The organism is Bradyrhizobium sp. LeoA1Lang, from assembly GCF_055413685.1.
On sequence record NZ_JBVAPG010000041.1, the window covers coordinates 1 to 19,511 of the forward strand.

The 19,511-nt window shown below is 64.3% G+C and carries 16 protein-coding genes; 8 read left to right on the forward strand and 8 right to left on the reverse strand.

Translation table 11 applies throughout. The features are described from left to right. Positions 1-318 precede the first annotated feature (318 nt). Positions 319-603, reverse strand: coding sequence for a hypothetical protein (locus ACZYOF_RS16120; RefSeq protein ID WP_282530938.1), 285 nt, complete (start codon positions 601-603; stop codon positions 319-321). Between the two features lie 348 nt (positions 604-951). Between ACZYOF_RS16120 and ACZYOF_RS16125 the strand changes: the two genes are divergently transcribed. Both ACZYOF_RS16125 and ACZYOF_RS16130 read left to right on the forward strand, forming a co-directional pair. Next, positions 952-2,196, forward strand: coding sequence for an efflux RND transporter periplasmic adaptor subunit (locus tag ACZYOF_RS16125; protein ID WP_394565827.1), 1,245 nt, complete (start codon positions 952-954; stop codon positions 2,194-2,196). 32 nt (positions 2,197-2,228) lie between these two features. Then, a complete protein-coding gene (locus ACZYOF_RS16130) occupies positions 2,229-5,357 on the forward strand; it encodes an efflux RND transporter permease subunit (protein ID WP_282530940.1) in 3,129 nt (1,042 codons plus the stop codon). Here ACZYOF_RS16130 and ACZYOF_RS16135 read toward each other — a convergent pair. From ACZYOF_RS16135 to ACZYOF_RS16150, 4 genes are all read right to left on the reverse strand, one after another. Then, positions 5,347-6,318 carry an amidohydrolase family protein gene (locus ACZYOF_RS16135; RefSeq protein ID WP_463716371.1) on the reverse strand — a complete coding sequence of 324 codons (972 nt, stop codon included), beginning with the start codon at positions 6,316-6,318 and terminating at the stop codon, positions 5,347-5,349. The two genes, ACZYOF_RS16130 and ACZYOF_RS16135, sit on opposite strands and share 11 nt — an antisense overlap. A 124-nt stretch (positions 6,319-6,442) precedes the next feature. Then, the gene (locus tag ACZYOF_RS16140) at positions 6,443-7,861 is read right to left on the reverse strand and encodes a TolC family outer membrane protein (RefSeq protein ID WP_463716372.1); all 1,419 of its coding nucleotides are present in this window, start codon (positions 7,859-7,861) and stop codon (positions 6,443-6,445) included. Positions 7,862-8,119: 258 nt separating this feature from the next. Then, positions 8,120-8,899 (reverse strand): enoyl-CoA hydratase, encoded by a 780-nt coding sequence (locus tag ACZYOF_RS16145; RefSeq protein WP_394565831.1) that lies wholly within the window; start codon positions 8,897-8,899, stop codon positions 8,120-8,122. A gap of 117 nt (positions 8,900-9,016) precedes the next feature. After that, on the reverse strand, positions 9,017-9,685 hold the full coding sequence (locus ACZYOF_RS16150) for a hypothetical protein (protein ID WP_463716373.1): 669 nt from the start codon (positions 9,683-9,685) through the stop codon (positions 9,017-9,019). 363 nt (positions 9,686-10,048) lie between these two features. On the opposite strand from ACZYOF_RS16150, the gene ACZYOF_RS16155 reads away from it, so the two are divergent. Next, on the forward strand, positions 10,049-10,594 hold the full coding sequence (locus ACZYOF_RS16155; RefSeq protein WP_394565833.1) for a sigma-70 family RNA polymerase sigma factor: 546 nt from the start codon (positions 10,049-10,051) through the stop codon (positions 10,592-10,594). Positions 10,595-10,596: 2 nt separating this feature from the next. Then, on the forward strand, positions 10,597-11,235 hold the full coding sequence (locus ACZYOF_RS16160) for an NrsF family protein (protein ID WP_463716374.1): 639 nt from the start codon (positions 10,597-10,599) through the stop codon (positions 11,233-11,235). Positions 11,236-11,368: 133 nt separating this feature from the next. Here the strand turns inward: ACZYOF_RS16160 and ACZYOF_RS16165 are convergent, their stop codons facing one another. Further along, positions 11,369-12,475, reverse strand: coding sequence for a DUF2336 domain-containing protein (locus ACZYOF_RS16165; protein WP_282530946.1), 1,107 nt, complete (start codon positions 12,473-12,475; stop codon positions 11,369-11,371). Between the two features lie 75 nt (positions 12,476-12,550). After that, positions 12,551-13,699, reverse strand: a complete 1,149-nt coding sequence (locus ACZYOF_RS16170; protein ID WP_394568796.1) for a GGDEF domain-containing protein — start codon at positions 13,697-13,699, stop codon at positions 12,551-12,553. Between the two features lie 424 nt (positions 13,700-14,123). On the opposite strand from ACZYOF_RS16170, the gene ACZYOF_RS16175 reads away from it, so the two are divergent. The 4 genes from ACZYOF_RS16175 (at position 14,124) to ACZYOF_RS16190 (ending at position 18,030) form a co-directional block, all read left to right on the forward strand. Next, positions 14,124-14,693: a sigma-70 family RNA polymerase sigma factor gene (locus ACZYOF_RS16175; protein ID WP_028166186.1), complete on the forward strand. Its 570-nt coding sequence runs from the start codon at positions 14,124-14,126 to the stop codon at positions 14,691-14,693. After that, on the forward strand, positions 14,690-15,424 hold the full coding sequence (locus ACZYOF_RS16180; protein ID WP_463716375.1) for a hypothetical protein: 735 nt from the start codon (positions 14,690-14,692) through the stop codon (positions 15,422-15,424). Before ACZYOF_RS16175 ends, ACZYOF_RS16180 begins: the two co-directional genes overlap by 4 nt. A gap of 48 nt (positions 15,425-15,472) precedes the next feature. Then, entirely contained in the window at positions 15,473-17,134 is a 1,662-nt protein-coding gene (locus ACZYOF_RS16185) for a S8 family serine peptidase (protein WP_463716376.1), read from the forward strand. Between the two features lie 437 nt (positions 17,135-17,571). Then, positions 17,572-18,030, forward strand: a complete 459-nt coding sequence (locus ACZYOF_RS16190) for a TIGR03809 family protein (protein WP_130581020.1) — start codon at positions 17,572-17,574, stop codon at positions 18,028-18,030. Between the two features lie 3 nt (positions 18,031-18,033). Here the strand turns inward: ACZYOF_RS16190 and ACZYOF_RS16195 are convergent, their stop codons facing one another. Then, on the reverse strand, positions 18,034-19,404 hold the full coding sequence (locus ACZYOF_RS16195) for a TIGR03808 family TAT-translocated repetitive protein (protein ID WP_463716377.1): 1,371 nt from the start codon (positions 19,402-19,404) through the stop codon (positions 18,034-18,036). Between the last annotated feature and the right edge of the window lie 107 nt (positions 19,405-19,511).

Genomic DNA, 19,511 nt, shown 5'->3' on the forward strand with positions numbered 1-19,511 from the left:
AGGGAAAGCCGGAATGCTTCGGTTGAACCTGTGGTCCTACCCCCGTGCTTTTTGTTGCACGGGACCCACGGGTGCAACCAGCACCCGGCTTTCCCTGCGCCCTCTGATATCGAGGAGGGTGGAAAGTGAAGCAAAGCTCGGGCGCATCACGCCGCGAGATTACGGACTCACATCCCCTCCGCTGTTTGAAATTTGAATCATAAGTCGCGGCGACGCCGTAGGGTGGGCAAAGCGAAGCGTGCCCACCATCGCGAGCACGGCGCGGATGGTGGGCACGGCGCAAGTGCGCCTTTGCCCACCCTACGCACCATCGCAAATCTACTCCACCGCCGCCCCGACCGGCGGCCCGCCGGGAGGTCGATGCAAGAACGTCATCGTTGCGTAGGCGCCGATCCAGGAGCCGATCGCGGCGAACAACACGTAGATCGAGTTTTCGGTATAGCTGATGACCGCATAGGACGAGAGCACGTACCAGACGCTGCTCCAGGTTGCAGCCGGCACGCGCTTGCGCGCAACGACGGCGGACGTGAACATGACGTAGACCGCATCGGTTGCGGCCGTCGCCAGCACCACGGCGGCGGCGGTCAAGGGATTGATGGCCATTGCAACTCCTTCCCAGTTCGGGCACTGCTCTTGGGCACAAGATTGAGGGAATGCCGAAGCGCGACCGGTTCAACCATGCCGAAAAAGGCAGGCGGTCGGCATCGTCAAAACAGGAGGGATCGTCAGGCAGGATCTGCCTGCGCACGGCAGGGCCTGTCACACGGCCCGCTTTAGTTTCGCCGGCCGCCACCCCGGAATTGCCCGGGGCTTGGCATTCACCCGGCGTTCATGCCTCACTGTCCAAAGATAAACCGGAGACCTGCGTCCAATTGTCGCTTTTTTGGTTGTCTGAACCGGTAATTGGGCACTATTAGCGCGCAGCGGAACCTCCGACATCAGCCACGGCCCATGGTCAAAGACATTACCAAGCGATTGCAGACCCTTAGCCGTCAGCACGTGGCGCTGGTCGTGGCCGTGCTGGCGGTTGCCGGCGGCATGGCTTACGCATCCCTGCACACCAAGGGGGCAAATGGCGGCCATTCGGAGATTTCGAGCCAATCCCGCAAAGGGCTGCAACGCTACACGCCGACCCCTGCCGAATGGGCAAGCCTGAGCCTGCAGCCGGTCTCCGAGCGTGCCTTCCGTGCCGAATACGTGACCGAGGGCAAGATCGGCATCGACGAGGATCGCTCCACCCCGGTGTTCTCGCCCTATACCGGCCGCATCACCAAGCTCCTGGCGCGGCCCGGCGAGAGCGTCGTCAAGGGCCAGCCGCTGTTCGTGATCGAGGCCGCCGACACCGTGCAGGCGCAGAACGACTACATCTCGGCGATGACCAGCGTGAACAAGGCGAAGTCCGCGGTCGATCTGGCGCAGATCCAGGACGACCGCGCCAAGAGCCTGTTCGAAGGCAAGGCCGTGCCGCTGAAGGACTATCAGCAGAGCCAGGCCACGCTGGTCCAGGCGCAGAACGATCTGCGCTCGGCTCAGACGACGCTGGAGGCCGCGCGCAACAAGCTGCGCATCCTGGGCTTCGGCGACGGAGACATCGATGCGCTGCGCCAGAAGGGCGGCATCAATCCGGAGATCACGATCTTCGCGCCGATCGGCGGCACGGTGGTGCAGCGCAAGGCCGGCCCCGGGCAATATGTCTCCTCCGGCGCCAGCGATCCCGTCTATGTCATCGGCGATCTCTCGACCGTCTGGCTGCTCGCCTTCGTCCGCGAGAGCGATGCCGCCAAGGTCGCGGTCGGCCAGGACGTCACATTCAGCGTGATGGCGCTGCCGGGCCGCTCGCTGACCGCGCGCATTAACTATGTCGCCGCAGCGATCGATCCGACGACGCGCCGGCTCCTGGTCCGCGCCACCATCGACAACGCGGATGGCGCGCTGAAGCCGGAGATGTTCGCCAATGTCACGCTCTATTCGCCGGGCGACCATCCCGCGGTCGGCGTGCCCAAGCAGGCGCTGATCTATGAAGGCGACCAGGTGCGCGTCTGGGTCGCGCATCCGGACAAAACGATCGAACTGCGCCAGGTCAAGCCGGGGATCACCAATGGCGATCTCGTTGAGATCGTCGGCAATCTACGGCCAGGCGAGCAGATCGTCACCAAGGGCAGCCTGTTCATCGACCGCGCCGCCTCCGGTACCTGACATTCCCGGATTATTGAAAGCTTCGATCTGAAATGGATCGCCTCGTCGCTCTCGCAGTCAGCCGCCGCTATCTGATGGTCGGCATCTTCGCCGCCGTCATGATCGGTGGCCTGATCGCCTTCCAGCACCTCAACATCGAGGCCTATCCCGATCCGACGCCGCCGATGGTCGACATCGTGACGCAAAGCCCGGGCCTGTCGGCGGAGGAGATCGAGCGCTACATCACGATTCCGATCGAGACCCAGGTCGCCGGGCTGAAGAACCTGCGCACGATCCGCACGATCTCGCTCTACGGCCTCTCCGACGTCAAGCTGCAGTTCTCCTTCGACTACACCTATGACGAGGCGCTGCAGCAGGTCCTGAACCGCCTCGCGCAACTGCCGCCTTTGCCGGGCAATGTGCAGCCGACGATCTCGCCGCTCAGCCCGATCGGCGAGATTTTTCGTTACCGCCTGGTCGGCCCGCCCAACTACAGCGTCCTCGATTTGAAGACATTGCAGGATTGGGTGCTGCAACGCCGCTTCCGCGCCGTGCCCGGCGTGATCGACGTCACCGGCTGGGGCGGCAAGACCAAGACCTATGAAGTGCAGGTCGATTTCAACAAGCTCGTCGCCAACGGCCTGACCTTGCCGCAGGTGTTGCAGGCGGTGAGCAACGCCAACATCAATGTCGGCGGCAACACGGTCGATATCGGCAGCCAGTCCGCGGTGGTGCGTGGCGTCGGCCTGATCCGTTCGGTCGACGATCTCAACAACACCATGGTGTCGCAGTCCGGCGGCAACCCTGTGCTGGTCAGGGATATTGCGACGGTCACCATCGGCGAGAAGCCGCGGCTCGGGATTGCCGGCATCGACAATGACGACGACATCGTACAGGGCATCGTGCTGATGCGCCGCGGCGAGCAGAGCTCGCCGACGATCGCCCGTGTCGAGCAACTGGTCAAATCCATCAACAATTCCTCGATCCTGCCGCCAGGGGTGCGGATCGAGCGTGTCTATGACCGCAAGGACCTGATCGATCTCACCACTCACACCGTGCTGCACAACATGGTGGTCGGCATCCTCCTGATCGTGCTGCTGCAATGGATATTCCTCGGCGACCTCCGCAGCGCGCTGATCGTCGGCGCAACCATTCCCTTCGCGCTGTTCTTCGCCGTGATCATCCTGGTGCTGCGCGGCGAATCCGCCAATCTGTTGTCGGTCGGCGCGATCGACTTCGGGCTGATCGTGGATGCCACCGTCATCATGGTGGAGGCGATCTTCCGCCGCCTGTCACAGACCACTCCGCTTTCTGAAGCCGAGCAGAGCCATATCTCCGCCGAAACCATGATGGGCATCAAGAGCCACGCGATCCTGTCGGCGTCTGCCGACGTATCGCGCTCGATCTTCTTTGCCGCCACCATCATCGTTGCCGCCTTCCTGCCGCTGTTCACGCTGAGCGGCGTCGAGGGCAACATCTTCGGGCCGATGGCGCGGACCTATGCCTACGCGCTGGCCGGCGGTCTGCTTGCGACCTTCACGATCACACCGGCGCTGAGCGCGATCATCCTGCCCGCGCATATCGAGGAAACCGAGACCTGGATCGTCAGGCAGCTCAATCGCATCTATCTGCCCGTCCTGAACTGGGCGATCGCCAACCGGCGAGTGGTGATGGCCGGCGCTGTCGCCCTCGTGTTCTTGACCGCGCTGTCGGTGCGCTTGCTCGGGCTCGAATTCCTGCCCAAGCTGGAAGAGGGCAATCTGTGGATCCGTGCCACCCTGCCGCCCACGATCTCGTTGCAGGAGGGGAACGCTTACGTCAACGAGATGCGCCGGATGATCCGCGCCCGTCCCGAGGTGGAATCGGTGGTGTCGCAGCACGGCCGCCCCGACGACGGAACCGACGCCGCCGGTCTCTTCAACGCCGAGTTCTTCGCGCCGCTGAAACCGGCAAGCGAATGGCCCGGCACGCACGACAAGGATGAGCTTACGGCACAGCTATTGGCGCAGTTGCAGGACAAGTTCCCCGGCGTCGAATTCAACTTCTCGCAATATCTGCAGGACAATGTCTCCGAAGCCGTCTCGGGCGTGAAGGGCGAGAACTCGATCAAGCTTTACGGCAGCGATCTGCAGGCGTTGACCGACACGGCCAATCAGATCAAGTCGGTGCTCTCGACGGTGCAGGGGATCACCGACCTTGCCGTGTTCACCTCGCTCGGCCAGCCGACGATCCAGATCGACGTCGACCGCGCCCGCGCCGCGCGCTACGGCCTGTCGCCGGGCGACATCAATGCCACGATCAAGGTCGCGGTCGGCGGCGACAGCGCCGGCGATCTCTATGAGCCCGGCAGTGACCGGCATTTTCCGATCATCGTGCGGCTCGCCCCGGAATACCGCAAGAGCGCCGAAGCGATCCAGAACCTACGCATCGGCGTCGCCAACCCGAATGGCGGCATCACGCAGATCCCGCTGAGCGAAGTGGCCTCGATCAAGCTGATCTCGGGCGCCGCCTATATCTATCGCGAGCAGCAGGAACGCTATCTGCCGATCAAATTCTCGGTGCGCGAGCGCGACCTCGGCAGCGCGATCCAGGAGGCGCAGCAGAAGGTCGCGGACCAGGTCAAGCTCCCGCCGGGATCGCGTATCGAATGGGTCGGCGAGTTCGGCAATCTGCAGGACGCGATCAAGCGATTGTCAATTGTGGTGCCGATCAGCCTCGCTTTGATCGCGATCCTGCTGTTCCTCAATTTCGGCTCGATGGTCGACACGCTGCTCGCCATGAGCGTGATCCCGATGGCGATCTTCGGCGGCGTGCTCGGGCTGCTGGTCTCCGGCATTCCCTTCAGCGTCTCGGCCGCGATCGGCTTCATCGCGCTGTTCGGCATTGCCGTGATGGACGGCATCATCATCCTGTCGCAGTTCAACCAGCTCATCGATGAAGGTTACGACCGGATGCGGGCCGTGGTCCGCACCGGTGAATTGCAACTGCGTCCGGTGTTGATGACCTGCGTCGTCGCCGGCGTCGGGCTATTGCCGGCGGCGCTGTCGGAAGGGATCGGCTCGCAGGTGCAGAAGCCGCTGGCAGTCGTGGTCGTGACCGGCATGATGCTGGCGCCGCTCGTCATCCTCGTGACGCTGCCGGTCCTGATCTCCTATTTCTCGCGGCGCGACTCTAGGAGGTGAAGCCGTAGAGCCGAGCCGGGTTGTCGACCAGGATCTTCTTGCGCGTCGCTGTGTCCGGCGCCCACACCGCGAGCTGGTTGAGGAGCCGCCCGTCGTCGATCTGGTACAGCGGAACAACATCCGTGACCTGCTTTCCGGGTGGGACAACCGTATCGGGATGCGGCCAGTCGGTGCCCCAGACGATGCGGTCGGGATTTGCCGCGATCAGGGCCTTGGCGAGCGGGATTGCGTCCTGATAGTCGGGCGCGAGCTTGGAGGCGCGGTAGGCGCCGGAGATCTTCACATAGGCCTTGCCGGACTTCACCAGTTCGACAAGGTCCGGAAAACCCGGTTGTTCCACGCCGAGCGCGGCCTGCGCGCCGCCGAAATGGTCGAAGACAACAGGCACGGGCGATGCCGCGACGAGGTCCTTGACCGCAGGGATCAGGGGCAAGTTCGTGTACACCTGCACATGCCAGCCCCGCGCCTTGACGCGGTCGATTCCGGAGGTCAGGCGGGCACGGGCGACATTGGGATCGTTGATGCCGCCGGTTGCGAGATTGAGGCGGATGCCGCGAAAACCGTCCTTCTGCATCGCATCGAGATCGCTTTCCGGCGTCTTGTCGTCGACGACAGCCACCCCCCGTGCGGTCGCGCCGCGCGCCATCATGCCGAAGCGGGTCGCGGAATTGTCGGTGCCGTAGACGCTCGGCGTCACGATCACCACGCGCTCGATCCTGAGCGCCTTGTGCAGCGCGCTCATCTCCTCCGGCGAGGCCGGCTCCGGCGTGTAGACGCGACCGGTGAAGAACGGGAATTTCTGGGGATCGCCATGGATGTGGGTGTGGCAGTCGCAGGCGCCGGCCGGCACGTCGAAATTCACCGGCGTCGATGGCTGCGCTGCCTTGGCGTAGACGTTTCTGTTGTTCATGATCACTCCGACCGCGATGGAGGCAAGCATCATACTGCGTCGCGTCAGCATTGGTCTTCTCCCTGCGTTTCCTCATTTGATCGGCGCTTGCTGCGCCCCAGCGTTATCAGCCGCTGGTTGAGCGAGGTTACAGGGCGAATGTGCGGGCGGGAAGGCGGCGGTGCCTATACCGGGATCATTGTCCGGACGGCGTGCGTAGCCCGTGCCAGGCGTCGCGCACCTGATGGTAATGCACTTCCGGCAGGTAATCCGGCGTATTGAGATTGAGCGTCTTGACGTCGAGCCGGCCGATGGCGCTGAGCAGGCTGTAGGACGCGATCACGCGGTCGCGCAGCGCGCCGATCAGCCGGGCCCTGGCCGAGATCAAATCCTGTTGTGCATTGAGCACATCGACGGTGGTGCGCTGGCCGCCGGCCGCCTCGCGCTGCACGCCCTGCAGCGCAACGTTCGCAGCACGGACTTCGGACTCGGAAGCGGAGACCGCCGTCTTGGCGCCTTCGTTGGCGACCCAGGCGCTGATCGCAGCGGTCCGCGCCTGGTTACGAACCTGGTCGAGCACCAGCCGGCTCTGCGCCGCCACTTCCTTGGCCTGCCGGGTCTGGGACGCCGCCATGCCGCCGTCATAGATCGGCTGGTTCAACTGGCCGATGATGGAAGCCTGATCGGTTCCGAATGTGCCGGGCGTCGGGTCGGAGTCGCGGCTGCGGCTCACGCTGCCCTGCACCGTAACATTCGGCATCAGGCTGCTTTCAGCGACGCGGATCGTGGTCGAGGCGACGTCGACGTCGTAGCTTGCCGCCATCACCGCTGGGTGCTCTTTGAAGGCGAGACCGATTGCGTCCTCGCGGTTGCGCGGCAGCAGGCGGTCGGTGGTCTCGGCCGGCCGCAATTGCCCGGGCGCATTGCCGATGACCTGTGCGTAAGTCGCTTGGCTGATCGCGAGACTGATCTCGGCGGCGTTGAGATCTGCAAGCCCGCGGTTCAGTCGCGCTTCGGCCTGCGCCGTGTCGGTCGGCGTGACATCGCCGGCATTGAGGCGCTTCTGCGTGATGGCTTGCGTTTCGCGCAGGAACGCGACGTTGGCGCGCTGCGCTTCGACCAAGGACTGGTTGGCGAGCACATTGGTATAAGCGGTCACCGCGTCCAGCAGCACGCCCTGGCCGACATTGCGCAGCGCCTCGCGGCCGGATTGCACCTGCAGTTCCGCCACCCGCACGCTGTTGGCGGTCTTGAAACCGTTGAACAGCGTCTGCGTCACCGTCAGGCCAATCTGCCACGGCTTCAGGTTCGCGGTCTGAACGACGTTATTTGGCAAGAGGTCGCGCACCGCCTGCAAACCGGCGGAGAGGGTTGCGGCGATCTGCGGACGATAGCCGGTCAGCGCCTGCGGCACGTTCTCGTCGGTCGCACGCTGCCGCGCCCGTTCGGCATTCAGCGCCGGATTGGTTTGGTAGGCTTTGGCGAGCGCTTCAGGGAGGCCCTCCGCATGGACCGCCGAGGCGGCGAAATCGACACAAAGCATAACGCCAAGGCAAATGCCTGTCTGAAGCAAACGCCTTCTCACGTCGCTAACTCTAGCGGCACGTCCGATCATAATAACCCGCAAACCACCCCGACTGTCCGCCCCCGTCGACTGGGTCACATCTACTGTTTAGGGGATGGTACCGCTACTGACAAACGGTCGCGCGACATCTGCACATCAAATCAGTGCTTGTCTGTTGCCGGTTCGTCACAGGCGAATGACGGTCGTGAAGGATTGCGCTGCGCGATGAGCCTGGAATCCATTTCGCCGCTTGCGAAAGCGGACGAACGGATTCTGGGCGCGCAACTTCTTCGCCCGAAGACGAGGAACTTACCTGTTCTTATTCACAGGCTGTCGCTTCTCAATGAAGGCGGCCATGCCTTCGGAACGGTCTTCGAGCGAGAAGGTCGAGTGGAACAGGTTGCGCTCGACGTTGAGACCTTCCGACAGCGTGGTCTCGAAGGCGCGGTTGACGGCTTCCTTGGCCATCGCGACCGCCGGGCGCGACATCGACGCGATCTTTTCAGCGGCGGTGAGTGCTTCGTCCATCAGCTTGTCAGCGGGCACGATGCGGCTGACGAGGCCGGAGCGTTCGGCCTCGGCGGCATCCATCATCCGTCCGGTGAGGCAGAGATCCATCGCCTTCGACTTGCCGATCGCACGCGTCAGCCGCTGCGTGCCGCCGATTCCGGGGATCGTGCCGAGCGTGATCTCGGGCTGACCGAACTTCGCGTTGTCGGCAGCGATGATGATGTCGCACATCATGGCAAGCTCGCAGCCGCCGCCAAGGGCATATCCCGCCACCGCCGCAATCGTCGGCTTGCGGCATCTGGCGACGCGGTCGCCGCCAATCGCGGCGAAGTCGCTGGTGAACATGTCGATGAAGCCTTTCGGCTGCATCTCCTTGATGTCGGCGCCGGCGGCAAAGGCCTTTTCGCTGCCGGTCAGCACGATGCATCCGATTGCGTCGTCCGCCTCGAGGTCGTCGACTGCGGCTGCGATCTCGCGGAAGACGCCGAAGGAGAGCGCGTTGAGCATTTTGGGACGGTTCAACTTGATGATGCCGACCGCGCCCTTGCTCTCGACAATGATGTGTTCAAACGTCGACATGATCCACCCCGTTTTCCTGATCTAGCGGCAATGTGCCCGCTGACGGGGTGGGCTTCAAGTGGGCTCCCGGACGCGGTGTGACGCAATTTGCGCCGCGCGTCCGGGCACAAGGGGACGTCAGGCCATGAACATGCGGGCAGCAGACGCCATGGTCAGCAACGCGCCCGCAGCGATGAACATCTTGCCGATCAGGGAAGTCCGGTCCCAGGTCGAGTCGTCGGCGCTGGCGACCGGCGCCGCCTGAGCGGTTGTCATCGCGACTGCCGGGGCAGACTGCTGCGGCTGTGCGGCGGGCTGATTCTGCTGCTGGCTGTCCTGCAGCGCGCGATCGACTTCGTTGAGCTGGTCGGAGGCGACGACGTCGGCATCACCGGGCGCCTTTGTCTCGTCGGGCTTGTCGGATTCGGCGAGCAGCGTGTTGGCCTTCGCCGACATCGCGCTCGCATTGTCGGCAGGGACGTTGGGGGTCAGTTCGGCCTTGGCATTGGCGACCAATGCCGGAAGCGACACGGCTGCGGCGTCGGCGGTCTCGGCGCTATCCGGCTTCTTGGCCTCGGACGACTTGGATTCGGAGGACTTGGATTCGGAGGATTTGGAATCGGTCTTGGCCGACTTGTCGCGCTTTGCGTGACGCGTACTCTGTTTCTTAACACTTGCCGCACTATCAGAGTCCGAGGCAGTCGTGCTGCCCGAACCTGCCGCCTCGACCGGGGACGGCGCGGCGACGTATGCAAGCAGCCCTGCGGCCACAAGCACCGCCAGAAGCCCGCTGGCTTTGGTGATCATCTGACAATCTCCCCATTTGCCCGCCCCTGAGGGGCGAAATGAGACCCCGAGGCGTGTCCTCAGCGGGGCAGAAAAAGGGAATCTTCGGGTTTTGCCGGGCCAAAACGGGGCGGCACTGTTGCGCCAAAACGGCTGCTTTCGGGCACAGCGTCGATTTTCCTCCAGGCAAAATTCTGTGCTTGCGTTCCACCGGTGCGAGTTCCGGCAATCGATGTTAAGAGCGCTGCGGATCTCGAACGGCCCAACTTACGCTGGTCCGGATTTGAGATTCTGTCGCCCGGGCGCCGTTTCACGATTTTGTGATAGATTCGCTCCCGGCGTAACAAATTGAAGGATAGACCGAATTGCGTTGTGGGAGCGCGCGTGCGCGAACGTGAGGACGAATGGACCGGCCTGATGCGGTCGGCCATTTCAGGCGACAGCACGGCGTATCATCGCCTGCTGAAGGCGATCACGCCGGTCCTGCGGGCGGCCGCGCGCCGTGGCTTGGCGCGCGCGGGCCAACCGATCGATCAATCCGAGGATATCGTGCAAGACATTCTGCTGGCGGTGCATTCGAAGCGACACACATGGGACGTAAATGCTCCGTTTGCGCCCTGGCTGTTCGCAATTGCCCGCAACAAGCTGATCGATGCGCTACGCCGCCGGGGCAAGCGGGTGTTCGTCAACATCGACGATTTTGCCGAGACCCTGCCCGGTGAGGCGCAGGAGGAGAGGGCCTCCGCGAGCGAAATCGCTGCGCATCTGGACACGTTGCCGGCGCGGCAGCGCGAGGTCCTGCAGTCGATCGCCGTCGACAGCGCCTCGATCAAGGATACGGCGGCAAAATTCTCGATGAGCGAGGGCGCCGTGCGGGTGGCGTTGCATCGCGGGCTCGCCAACCTGACGGCGAAACTGCGGGACAGTTGAGCATGGATACCGATCAGCTCATTCGCACGCTCGCCGCCGACAACGTCAAGCGCGCACAGCCGGTGAGTTTTGTCCTGATGTTGGCGTTGCTCGCCGCCGCACCGATTTCCTTGCTGATGTTCTTCACCGAGCTCGGCGTCAGGCCCGATGTCATGACCGCGATGCACAATCCGTTCTTCGGTATGAAGTTCGCGGTGACGCTGGCGCTCGCCGCTTCGGCAATCGCCGTCAGCCTGCATCTATCGCGGCCCGAGGCGTCGCTGCGCGGCTTTGGCTGGTGGCTGCTTGTTCCAGCCGGGCTGCTCGTGGCCGGGATCAGCGGCGAGATGATGATGCCTCAGCGCGCGCCGATGATGACGCGGCTCGTCGGCAACAATTCGCGGGCATGCCTGATCTCGATTCCCTTGATGTCGCTGCCGCTGCTCGCGGCCGCCTTGTTCGGCCTGCGCCATGGCGCGCCGGCGCGTCCGGCAGTTGCCGGCGCCATCGCAGGCCTGGTGGCGGCGGGGCTGGCGGCAACGCTCTACGCATCGCATTGCGCCGATGATTCACCGCTGTTCGTGGCGACCTGGTACACGATCGGGACCGCGCTGGTCGCCGCGATCGGCGCAGTGATCGGCTCGAAGGTGCTTCGATATTGACAGTGAATTGCGATCCGTAGCCCGGATGGGGCGAAGCGCAATCCGGGACCAGCGCGCCGCCACTGAACGAGCCGGCCCCGGATTACGCTTCGCTCCATCCGGGCTACGGGACTTGCAATGACGAGTGTGAAGGCTACGCGGCGGGCGCGGTTTGCTGCATGCGGTGGAAGCGCAAGACCTGCTGCGCGGTCGATGGCCGGAGCCTTTCGTAGGTCTCCATGCAGGCCAGGAGATCGGTCGGCTCGCCGCCTGACAATTCGTCGCGCAGGTTGATGATCGAGCGCACGGTCGACCACGAGAAGCCTGCGACCTTGGCCAGGATCATCACGCCTTCGGCGCGGGTTTCGATCATCATGTTCTCGGCAACGGCCAGACTCACATTGGCAAGAGCTGCTATCGAGGCATTGGTCTCGTCGAACTTGCCGGCGTCGGCGAACGCCGCCACCTGGAATTCGTCGAGCCGGCCATCCTCATACAGCGACTTCACCAGCGCATGGGCGATCGCCGTATCACGCGTGACCGCCGAGGGCGAGGAGCGAGCGCGCCGCGTCGCCTCGCGCACCGCGCTCGGCACCTCCTTGGCCTGCTGTGGGTTGGCGGTTTCGAGCCGATGCCGCACCGTGTCCGATGCCTTCGCCAGCAGTTTCAGATAGAGATGCCGCGGCATGCTCGGACGCAGCCCGATGCAGGTCGCAAGGTCGTCATCGCCTTCGGCGCGGCTGATCAGCCGCGTGAAGCCGCGTTCGGTGAATTCGGCGCCGGGATTGTTGACGGTGCTCTGGATCACCTCGTCATTGCCGCGCAGCACCAGCACGTCGGTGACGGCGCCGCTCAGCGTCTTGCGCGCCGAGATCGCCATCAGATGCGCCTGGCTCTTGTTGCGTGCGGTCTCGATCAGGGTGTCATCGTCGAGCCGGCTCGATTGCGTCAGCACGGGGCCGGCGACCTCGATCATGTCGTCGAAGGCAAGCGTCCGGACGGTCAACGGCGGAGCGGTGTCGATCGGCGCCAGCCGGTTGGACAATAGCGCCTTCGCCGAGGCTTCGATGTGAAGCAGCAGGCACTGGAAGACATCGTCGAACAGCGCGATCTGCTGGTCCGAATAGTCCACCGCGCCGTTGACGAAAAGATCGGTCACGCGGCGCAGGGTCTCGACCCGGCGCGCCACCGTTCCATGCGCGAGCGTTGCCTGCAACTCGTCAAGCAAGTTCTCGGGGGCAATTGCGGGTTTCAAATTCATGACTGTGACTCTGTCCTGGAGTATTGGCGATGCCACCGCGCCGGATTCTCCGACGGTGGAAGCGAATTCGTTTGCTCATGCACTGACGATGCGATTGCGTCCCCGTGCCTTGGCCGCATAAAGCGCGCTGTCGGCGCGCGCGAGAAGCGTGTCCGGGCCCTCGTTGGGCCGCAGCGTTGCGATGCCGGCGGAAATCGTCACCTTCATGCCCGGCGAGAACGCGCTCCAGTCGAGCTCGGCGATGATGACCCGCAGCCGGTCCAGCGCGCGCGTGGCGCCATCTTCGTTCAACTCGGGCAATATCAGCAGGAACTCTTCGCCGCCGTAGCGGCCGAAGCGGTCGATGCTGCGGATGTTGGCGAACATGGAGATCGCGAAGGTCCTGAGCACCTCGTCGCCGGTCGGATGGCCATAGACGTCGTTGACGCGCTTGAACCAGTCGAGGTCGATCAGTGCGACCGAGCAGGGCGCGCCGGTGCGCTCGGAGCGGACGATCTCCTCGTCCAGCGTCCGCATGATGCTGCGCCGGTTGAATGCGCCGGTCAGCTCATCAAGCTCGGCGAGCTCCTCGATGCGCTTGTAGGCTTCCTTCAGCTTCTGCCCGTTCTGGTACAGCGATTGCTGCATCGAACTGGAGAGGATCCCTAAGAACATGCAGCGCCCGATGGTGAGCGCAAAGACCAGCATCGTGGCGAGCCGCTCCAGGGTGTTGCCATGCGGCATCGAGATCGGCTTGTCGGTCAGGAGGAACAGTGCGGCGAGGCCGAGCACCATCACCGTCCAGATCAGGGCGGTCTGTCGCGCCGAGGTCCTGAGCGCGCCGAAGCCGAACACCACGAACAGATTGCACAGGAACAGCACGCCGACTTGCGGCGCGATGTAGGTGAATGCGAGCTGGTTCGCCATGTGGACGGCCGACTGCGGCGCGACCAGATAGTGATCCCTGAAGCGATCGTGGAAGCCGAGCTCGGAAAGCAGCACGTAGACGGCGCACAGGCCCAACCCGCAAAGCGCGTAGGCCATGCCCATCGCCATCGGGATTGTGCCGGCGCTCGCATAGACCAGGAGCACGAGGGCGTCGAAAACGTAGCAGACGCCGATCATCGCCTGGATCTGGCGCCGACGTCTGGCGCGGCGCAACGGCTTCGTGGCAGCCAGCCGTGAGCCGCGGCCATTCAATCCGCCCGCAACCGGGTTCAGAAATGAGGACGCCGCGATGCCCATGCGCTCGCCATCGAGAGGAAAACTCGCAAAATCTACGGGGAAAAGCCTTTAGGTTTGGTATCTTTCGGCCCCGAATCTGGTCCGTAGAACCCTGCCATCTCCCTTGTTTTCGCAGGTGAAAATCGGGCGAACCCTGACAAGGCAATCGCGGCGGACGAGTGCCGGGCGCGACGGGTGGGAGTTGGCGGGAGGACTGCCTTATGCGCCGGCTCTTGCTAAGGTCGCGAGCAGGCGGCATGGTCTTGGGGAAGCTTGCCCCTACTATAATACCTAATTTGGGGGCGGGAGTGCGGAGTTCACGCGGAATTCGGAGTTTGTGGGATGGCTCACACATGCGTTCTGCACATTGCGGTAATGTGAAGAATTCTGCTCTCGCCATCGAACCAGCCCCCACCCCCTCTCGACCAATCTTGCGAGACGGCCATTGAGCGCGACACAGGCGGCTTCAGACGAGGTTCTGATCGCCCGGATCGCTCAAGGCGACCGGCTCGCCATGCAGGTGCTGTACGGGCGGCACCACGTCAGAGTGTACCGTTTCGGACTCCGGCTTGTGCGGGACGAACAGGTCGCGGAAGACCTCATCAGCGAGGTGTTTCTCGATGTCTGGCGCCAGGCCGGCAAATTCGAAGGACGATCTGCCGTCTCAACTTGGCTGTTGGCGATCACCCGGTTCAAGGCCCTGTCTGCGCTGCGGCGCAGGAAGGACGCTGAACTGGACGAGGACGCCGCGAACGCGATCGAGGATGCGTCCGACGATCCGGAAGTGGCGGTGCAGAAGAAGGATACGGGTGAAGCGTTGCGCAAGTGTCTGACGGCACTTTCGCTGGAGCACCGGGAGATTGTCGATCTGGTCTACTACCACGAGAAGTCCGTGGAGGAAGTGGCCGAGATCGTTGGTATTCCGGAGAACACCGTGAAGACGCGCCTGTTCTATGCGCGCAAGAAATTGGCCGAACTGCTCAAGGCAGCCGGCATAGAGCGAGGTTGGCCATGATGGCGGCGAGAAGGAAGATGCTGGAGGAGCCCAGCGACGTCGAACTGCTGCTGCCTTGGCATGCCACGGGCACGTTGAACGCGCGCGATGCGCGGCGTGTCGAGGAGGCACTGGCCAGCGATGCGGAACTCGCCGGGCAATACGCCGTGATCCGCGAGGAATATGCCGAGACCATCCGCCTCAACGAGAGCCTGGGCGCGCCGTCCATGCGCGCGATGCAGAAGCTGTTCGCCGAGATCGACCAGGAGCCGGTGCGCACACGGCCGGCTTCGGTGAGCCTTTCGAGGCGAATCTCGCAATTCTTCGCAAGCCTGTCGCCGCGGACGCTGGCGTGGTCGGCCGGCCTTGGCGCGATCGTGCTGCTGCTGCAGGCCGGCGTGATCGGCGCGGTGCTGATGATGAAGAGCCAGGGCAGTTCGTTCCAGACGGCGTCGCTAACGCTGGAGCCGCGGGCGGCTGCACCGGAGTTGCGATCCGCGGCCCCGATCACCCGCGACCTTGGTGCGGCGGCCAGCCCGCCGCGCGCGCTGGTGCGATTCGCGCCGGACGCCCGCATCTCCGACATCACGGCGCTGCTCGACAATTACCAGGCCTCGATCATTGGCGGGGCCCGCGAGGGCATGTTCCGCATCCAGTTCGGCAATAGCGCGATGAGCAAGAACGACGTTGCCGCGCTGCTCGGCAGGCTGCAGAAGGAAAAGGTCGTCAGCCTCGCGGTGGAAACGCCGTAAGACGCAACCCGTCATAAACCTCCCCATGACGCGCTAGCGCGAGACGCTATGGCCTGTGAACGCTCGAAATGGCGGATCGAGACGTCGTTGGCGCTGATTGCGGCGCTGTTTATCGGTTCCACAGGTCCGGCCGCGGCGCAGAGCATCATGCGCACGCCGGAAATCCGCGTCGCGCCGCGGGTGCCGAGCGTCAGCACGAATGTCGGGCCGCGGGTCAATACCAATATCGGCGGGGCGGCGGTTGCGCGGACCCCCTCGCGGATCAGCGTCACCACCATGCCCCGCATTGGCGTGCACTCGACGCTGCCCTCCGCGCGCTATTCGCCCAACCTCCATCGCGCCTGCGACGCTGCCTATCGCGGCGGCGACGGCGAGTGCCTCGACCGTCCCGTCGTCTCCACCTCGGATGGCGGCAGTGGCGGCAAGAAAGCCAAGGGCAGATCGCGCAACAACGCGCCGCAAACTGCGGTTGATCTCCGCGCGGTGCCCAACGAACTCGTGGCCGAGATCGATGGTGCGCTGACCGACGCGCAGATCGAGGAGCTGACGCGGCGTCATGGCCTGGCGCGGGTGGAGATACGGAACGTCCCGCTGCTCGGCTCCACCATCGGCCTGTTCCGCATCACCGACCGCCGCCCGGTGGACGTGGTGCGCCGGGCGCTTGCCGGCGACGGCCGCGTGCGGTCCGTGCAGCTCAACTTCCGCTACCTGTTGCAGGACCAGAAGACGGCACCGACTGAGGGCGATCCGGCGCAATACCCGCTGGCGCAGCTTCGCCTGCCGCAGGCGCACACGCTGGTCCGCGGCATGAACGTGACCATTGCCGTGATCGATTCCGGCATCGATGCCAGCCATCCCGAGCTGGCGAATACGATTGCCGACACATTCGATGCGATCGGCAGCAATGAAGGGCCGCACGCGCACGGCACCGGCATCGCCGGGACGATCGCCGCCCATGCCAGGCTGATGGGGAGCGCGCCGGAGGTGCGCATTCTCGCGATCCGCGCGTTCGGCGCGACCGCGAACGGGGCGCAGAGCTCGTCCTATGTGATCCTGAAGGGACTGGATTATGCGGCGCTGCACGGCGCGCAGATCATCAATATGAGCTTTGCCGGCCCTAAGGATCCGCTGATCGAGCGGGCGGTCGCTGCGAGTGCGGCGCGCGGCATCTTGCTGGTCGCCGCCGCCGGTAATGCCGGGGCGAAATCGGCGCCGCTTTATCCCGCCGCGAACCCGAATGTGATCGCGGTCAGCGGCACCGATGCGCAGGAGAAACTGTTCTCCGCCTCGAACCGGGGCAACTATATCGCACTCGCTGCGCCCGGCGCCGATATCTTCCTGCCGGCGCCGGACGGCAAATACCAGATCACCTCGGGCACGTCGTTTTCCGCCGCCTTCGTCAGCGGCATTGCGGCATTGGTGCTGGAGCGCAATCCTGCGCTGAAACCGAACGAGGTGCGTTCGATCCTGACCGGCACGGCGCGCGATCTCGGCGCCCCCGGACGTGACGATCTGTTTGGGGCGGGGCAGGCCGATGCGTTCGCGGCGGTATCCGCCGTTGCGGCAGTTCCTCTCGCCTCCGGCAAGCACGCACCGGCTGCGCCCGCGCAGGATAACACTTCTGTGAGCCGGGCGATGGAACAGTCGGCGCCAGCCGTGGCCGCGGACAAATCGGCCAAAAATGACGTGAAAAGCCCCGCCGCGCAGTGAGTTTTCCGCGCTTTCGGGCCGCAGACCGTCGCCGCGGAAGGTTAAAAAAATCGAACGAGGATTTTGAACGTGGCGCTGGATGTCGCGACCAATAAATGTGGGAGCGATCCATTCCTCCCCATTGGCTATATCAGGCGCGAGCGCCCATCCACCCCAAGCGCCCATATGGCTTGACCCGTCCGGTTGTCCCCCCGGACGGGTCTTCATTTTTGGGGACAGCGCTTCCTTGTCGCACGCACGGTCATGCAGGTGTCGCGTCGACCGTCTAAGAGCCGCAAACCCAATAATCCAGTATTCCTGCGGACTTCTCTGCGTGCCCCGAGTCGTTTACGAAAAGGTGTTAGACTTTTTTAACCTTTTCCACAGAATATCCCCGTCATATTTTGATTCGGTTCGGTTGCGTCCTGCGTCCGTTTCTCTCTTTACGGGCTGTCTTAATGACAAATCGAACTGACGCGGCCAGAGGCCGCGAGATCGTGGCGCGCTGGTGCGCGCTGGCGGAAGCACGGCTGGAACACCTCACCGAACTGTTCGAATCCGGGCGCTGGCGCCGCTATCACAGCGATGTGTCCTTCCTCGAGAACGTCCAGGAGGCCAAGCAGGCGGTCGAGACCTGGCGCGACCTGTTGCGGCGCGAGGCCTCGCTGGACAATTCGCCGATCGACATCTCCTGGCTCGGCCGCGGCCGCGTGACGCCGCTGCCGGCTCCGGTACGGCTGCAGCAGCGACCGGTCGAGCGGCCGGCACCAGTGGCGCCGCCGGAGCCGCCGGTCGAGGTCGTCGCGCTCGTGCAGGCTGTGGAAGAGGAGGCGCCGGTGCCGGAAGAGGCGCCGCTGCCGCTGCTCGACCTCGCCGCCATGCAGGCGCGCTATCCGCTGCTGCGCAACACGCTCTAAAAGCTATCTTCGGACCGCGTTGCCGCCGAGCACGACCTGCGCATATTGCTGCGCGCCGGCAACCGACAGATCCGTCGTGATCACGCGCGCATGGTCGAGCCCGACCACGGCGCCGCGCGGCGCTTCCGAGATCATGTTGTTGTTGACCAGCGCGATCCCGGCGCCCGGCACCACCGAGACGCCGATGCCGACAAACGCCTTGCGGATCACATTGCCCGTGATAGCGACGTCGCGCAGATATTTGCCCCAGCCGGCAACGATGCCGAAGGAGGGCGCATTCTCGATCACGTTGCCCGTGACGGCGGTGTCCGCCTCGATATAGATGCCGATGCCGGCGTCATCGTCCGGCGCGGTCCCGATCGGTCGCTTCGGGATCAGGTTGCGGATGATGTTGCCCTGGACCGCCGCGATGCGGCCACCCTCGTTGAAATTGCAGACGGAGACGCCAACGGCGGCGCCGTCGACCGTGTTGTTGGCGATGACGGCGCCCTCGAAGGCGAACTCCGAATAGAGCGCGACCTCGCGGACATCGCTGACGCTGTTGTCTGATATATGGATGTTCGACGCCGAATTGCCGCGCACGGCCGAATAATCGCAATTGCGAATGCGGTTGCCGCGCACGATCACATTGCCGGCCCGGAAGACGTTGATGGCGTTGCCGTACTGGCCGGAGCCGCCGGGCCCGGCCTTGATGTCCTCGATGCGGTTGTCGGCAACGATCGTGCCGTCATCGCCGATGGCGGTGCGCAGGATCTCGATGCCGTTGTCGTTGGTGCCCGAGATCGTGTTGCGCGACACCATCAGGCCCAGCGCGTCGAACGAGACGATGGCGGTGGTCGCAATGTCAGTGAAGATGTTGCCGCTGACGTCGCCCGACACCTGCTCGAACCAGATGCCGTTGCCGCCGCTGCCTTTGATCTCGCAGTCGGTGATGCGGACATCGCGCCCGGTCAGGCAATGCACGAGGCCGCGCCGCGTCGGCAACGGCACATTGCCGCCGTCCAGCGTGAGGCCGGAGAGGCCGATGCTGTCGGCGCCTTCACCAAGAAACATCGACAGCCCGCCATTGAAGACGAGCCTGGTCGCGCCACGCACGCCGATGAGCTGCGAGCCGCTCTGCAGGCGGAGCAGGCCGGTGCGATAGACGCCCGGCGGCAGCGCCAGCGGCGCTTGCACGCGTGCGGCCTCATCGATCGCGCGCTGCAGGACTTTGGTCTGATCGTCGGGATTGCCGGGGCGCACACCATATTGCGTGGCGTCGCGGCCGAGCGCCGAGGTGATCGGCGCCGCGCGCGCAGCGTCCGCCGACAGCGCCAGCGCGCCGGCGGCGCCCGCTGCGGAAACCCCGATGAGATGGCGGCGATTGACGTCCATGATCCCTCGCGAAGGAAGTCGTACCGCACAACTGTAGCCTGGCAGGGTGAGCGCGAGGGGGCGTAGACGCGATTGTTGCAGGTAGGGTTAACCCGCGGTGGAGCGGC

What these genes read in the sequence shown, in the direction of transcription:
- ACZYOF_RS16170 (WP_394568796.1), bottom strand. Translation starts at nt 13,699, where the DNA reads ATGGGCATCGCGGCGTCCTCATTTCTGAACCCGGTTGCGGGCGGATTG.
- ACZYOF_RS16180 (WP_463716375.1), top strand. Translation starts at nt 14,690, where the DNA reads ATGATGGCGGCGAGAAGGAAGATGCTGGAGGAGCCCAGCGACGTCGAA.
- ACZYOF_RS16165 (WP_282530946.1), bottom strand. Translation starts at nt 12,475, where the DNA reads ATGAATTTGAAACCCGCAATTGCCCCCGAGAACTTGCTTGACGAGTTG.
- ACZYOF_RS16195 (WP_463716377.1), bottom strand. Translation starts at nt 19,404, where the DNA reads ATGGACGTCAATCGCCGCCATCTCATCGGGGTTTCCGCAGCGGGCGCC.
- ACZYOF_RS16120 (WP_282530938.1), bottom strand. Translation starts at nt 603, where the DNA reads ATGGCCATCAATCCCTTGACCGCCGCCGCCGTGGTGCTGGCGACGGCC.
- ACZYOF_RS16140 (WP_463716372.1), bottom strand. Translation starts at nt 7,861, where the DNA reads ATGATCGGACGTGCCGCTAGAGTTAGCGACGTGAGAAGGCGTTTGCTT.
- ACZYOF_RS16130 (WP_282530940.1), top strand. Translation starts at nt 2,229, where the DNA reads ATGGATCGCCTCGTCGCTCTCGCAGTCAGCCGCCGCTATCTGATGGTC.
- ACZYOF_RS16135 (WP_463716371.1), bottom strand. Translation starts at nt 6,318, where the DNA reads ATGCTGACGCGACGCAGTATGATGCTTGCCTCCATCGCGGTCGGAGTG.
- ACZYOF_RS16150 (WP_463716373.1), bottom strand. Translation starts at nt 9,685, where the DNA reads ATGATCACCAAAGCCAGCGGGCTTCTGGCGGTGCTTGTGGCCGCAGGG.
- ACZYOF_RS16160 (WP_463716374.1), top strand. Translation starts at nt 10,597, where the DNA reads ATGGATACCGATCAGCTCATTCGCACGCTCGCCGCCGACAACGTCAAG.
- ACZYOF_RS16145 (WP_394565831.1), bottom strand. Translation starts at nt 8,899, where the DNA reads ATGTCGACGTTTGAACACATCATTGTCGAGAGCAAGGGCGCGGTCGGC.
- ACZYOF_RS16125 (WP_394565827.1), top strand. Translation starts at nt 952, where the DNA reads ATGGTCAAAGACATTACCAAGCGATTGCAGACCCTTAGCCGTCAGCAC.
- ACZYOF_RS16185 (WP_463716376.1), top strand. Translation starts at nt 15,473, where the DNA reads ATGGCCTGTGAACGCTCGAAATGGCGGATCGAGACGTCGTTGGCGCTG.
- ACZYOF_RS16190 (WP_130581020.1), top strand. Translation starts at nt 17,572, where the DNA reads ATGACAAATCGAACTGACGCGGCCAGAGGCCGCGAGATCGTGGCGCGC.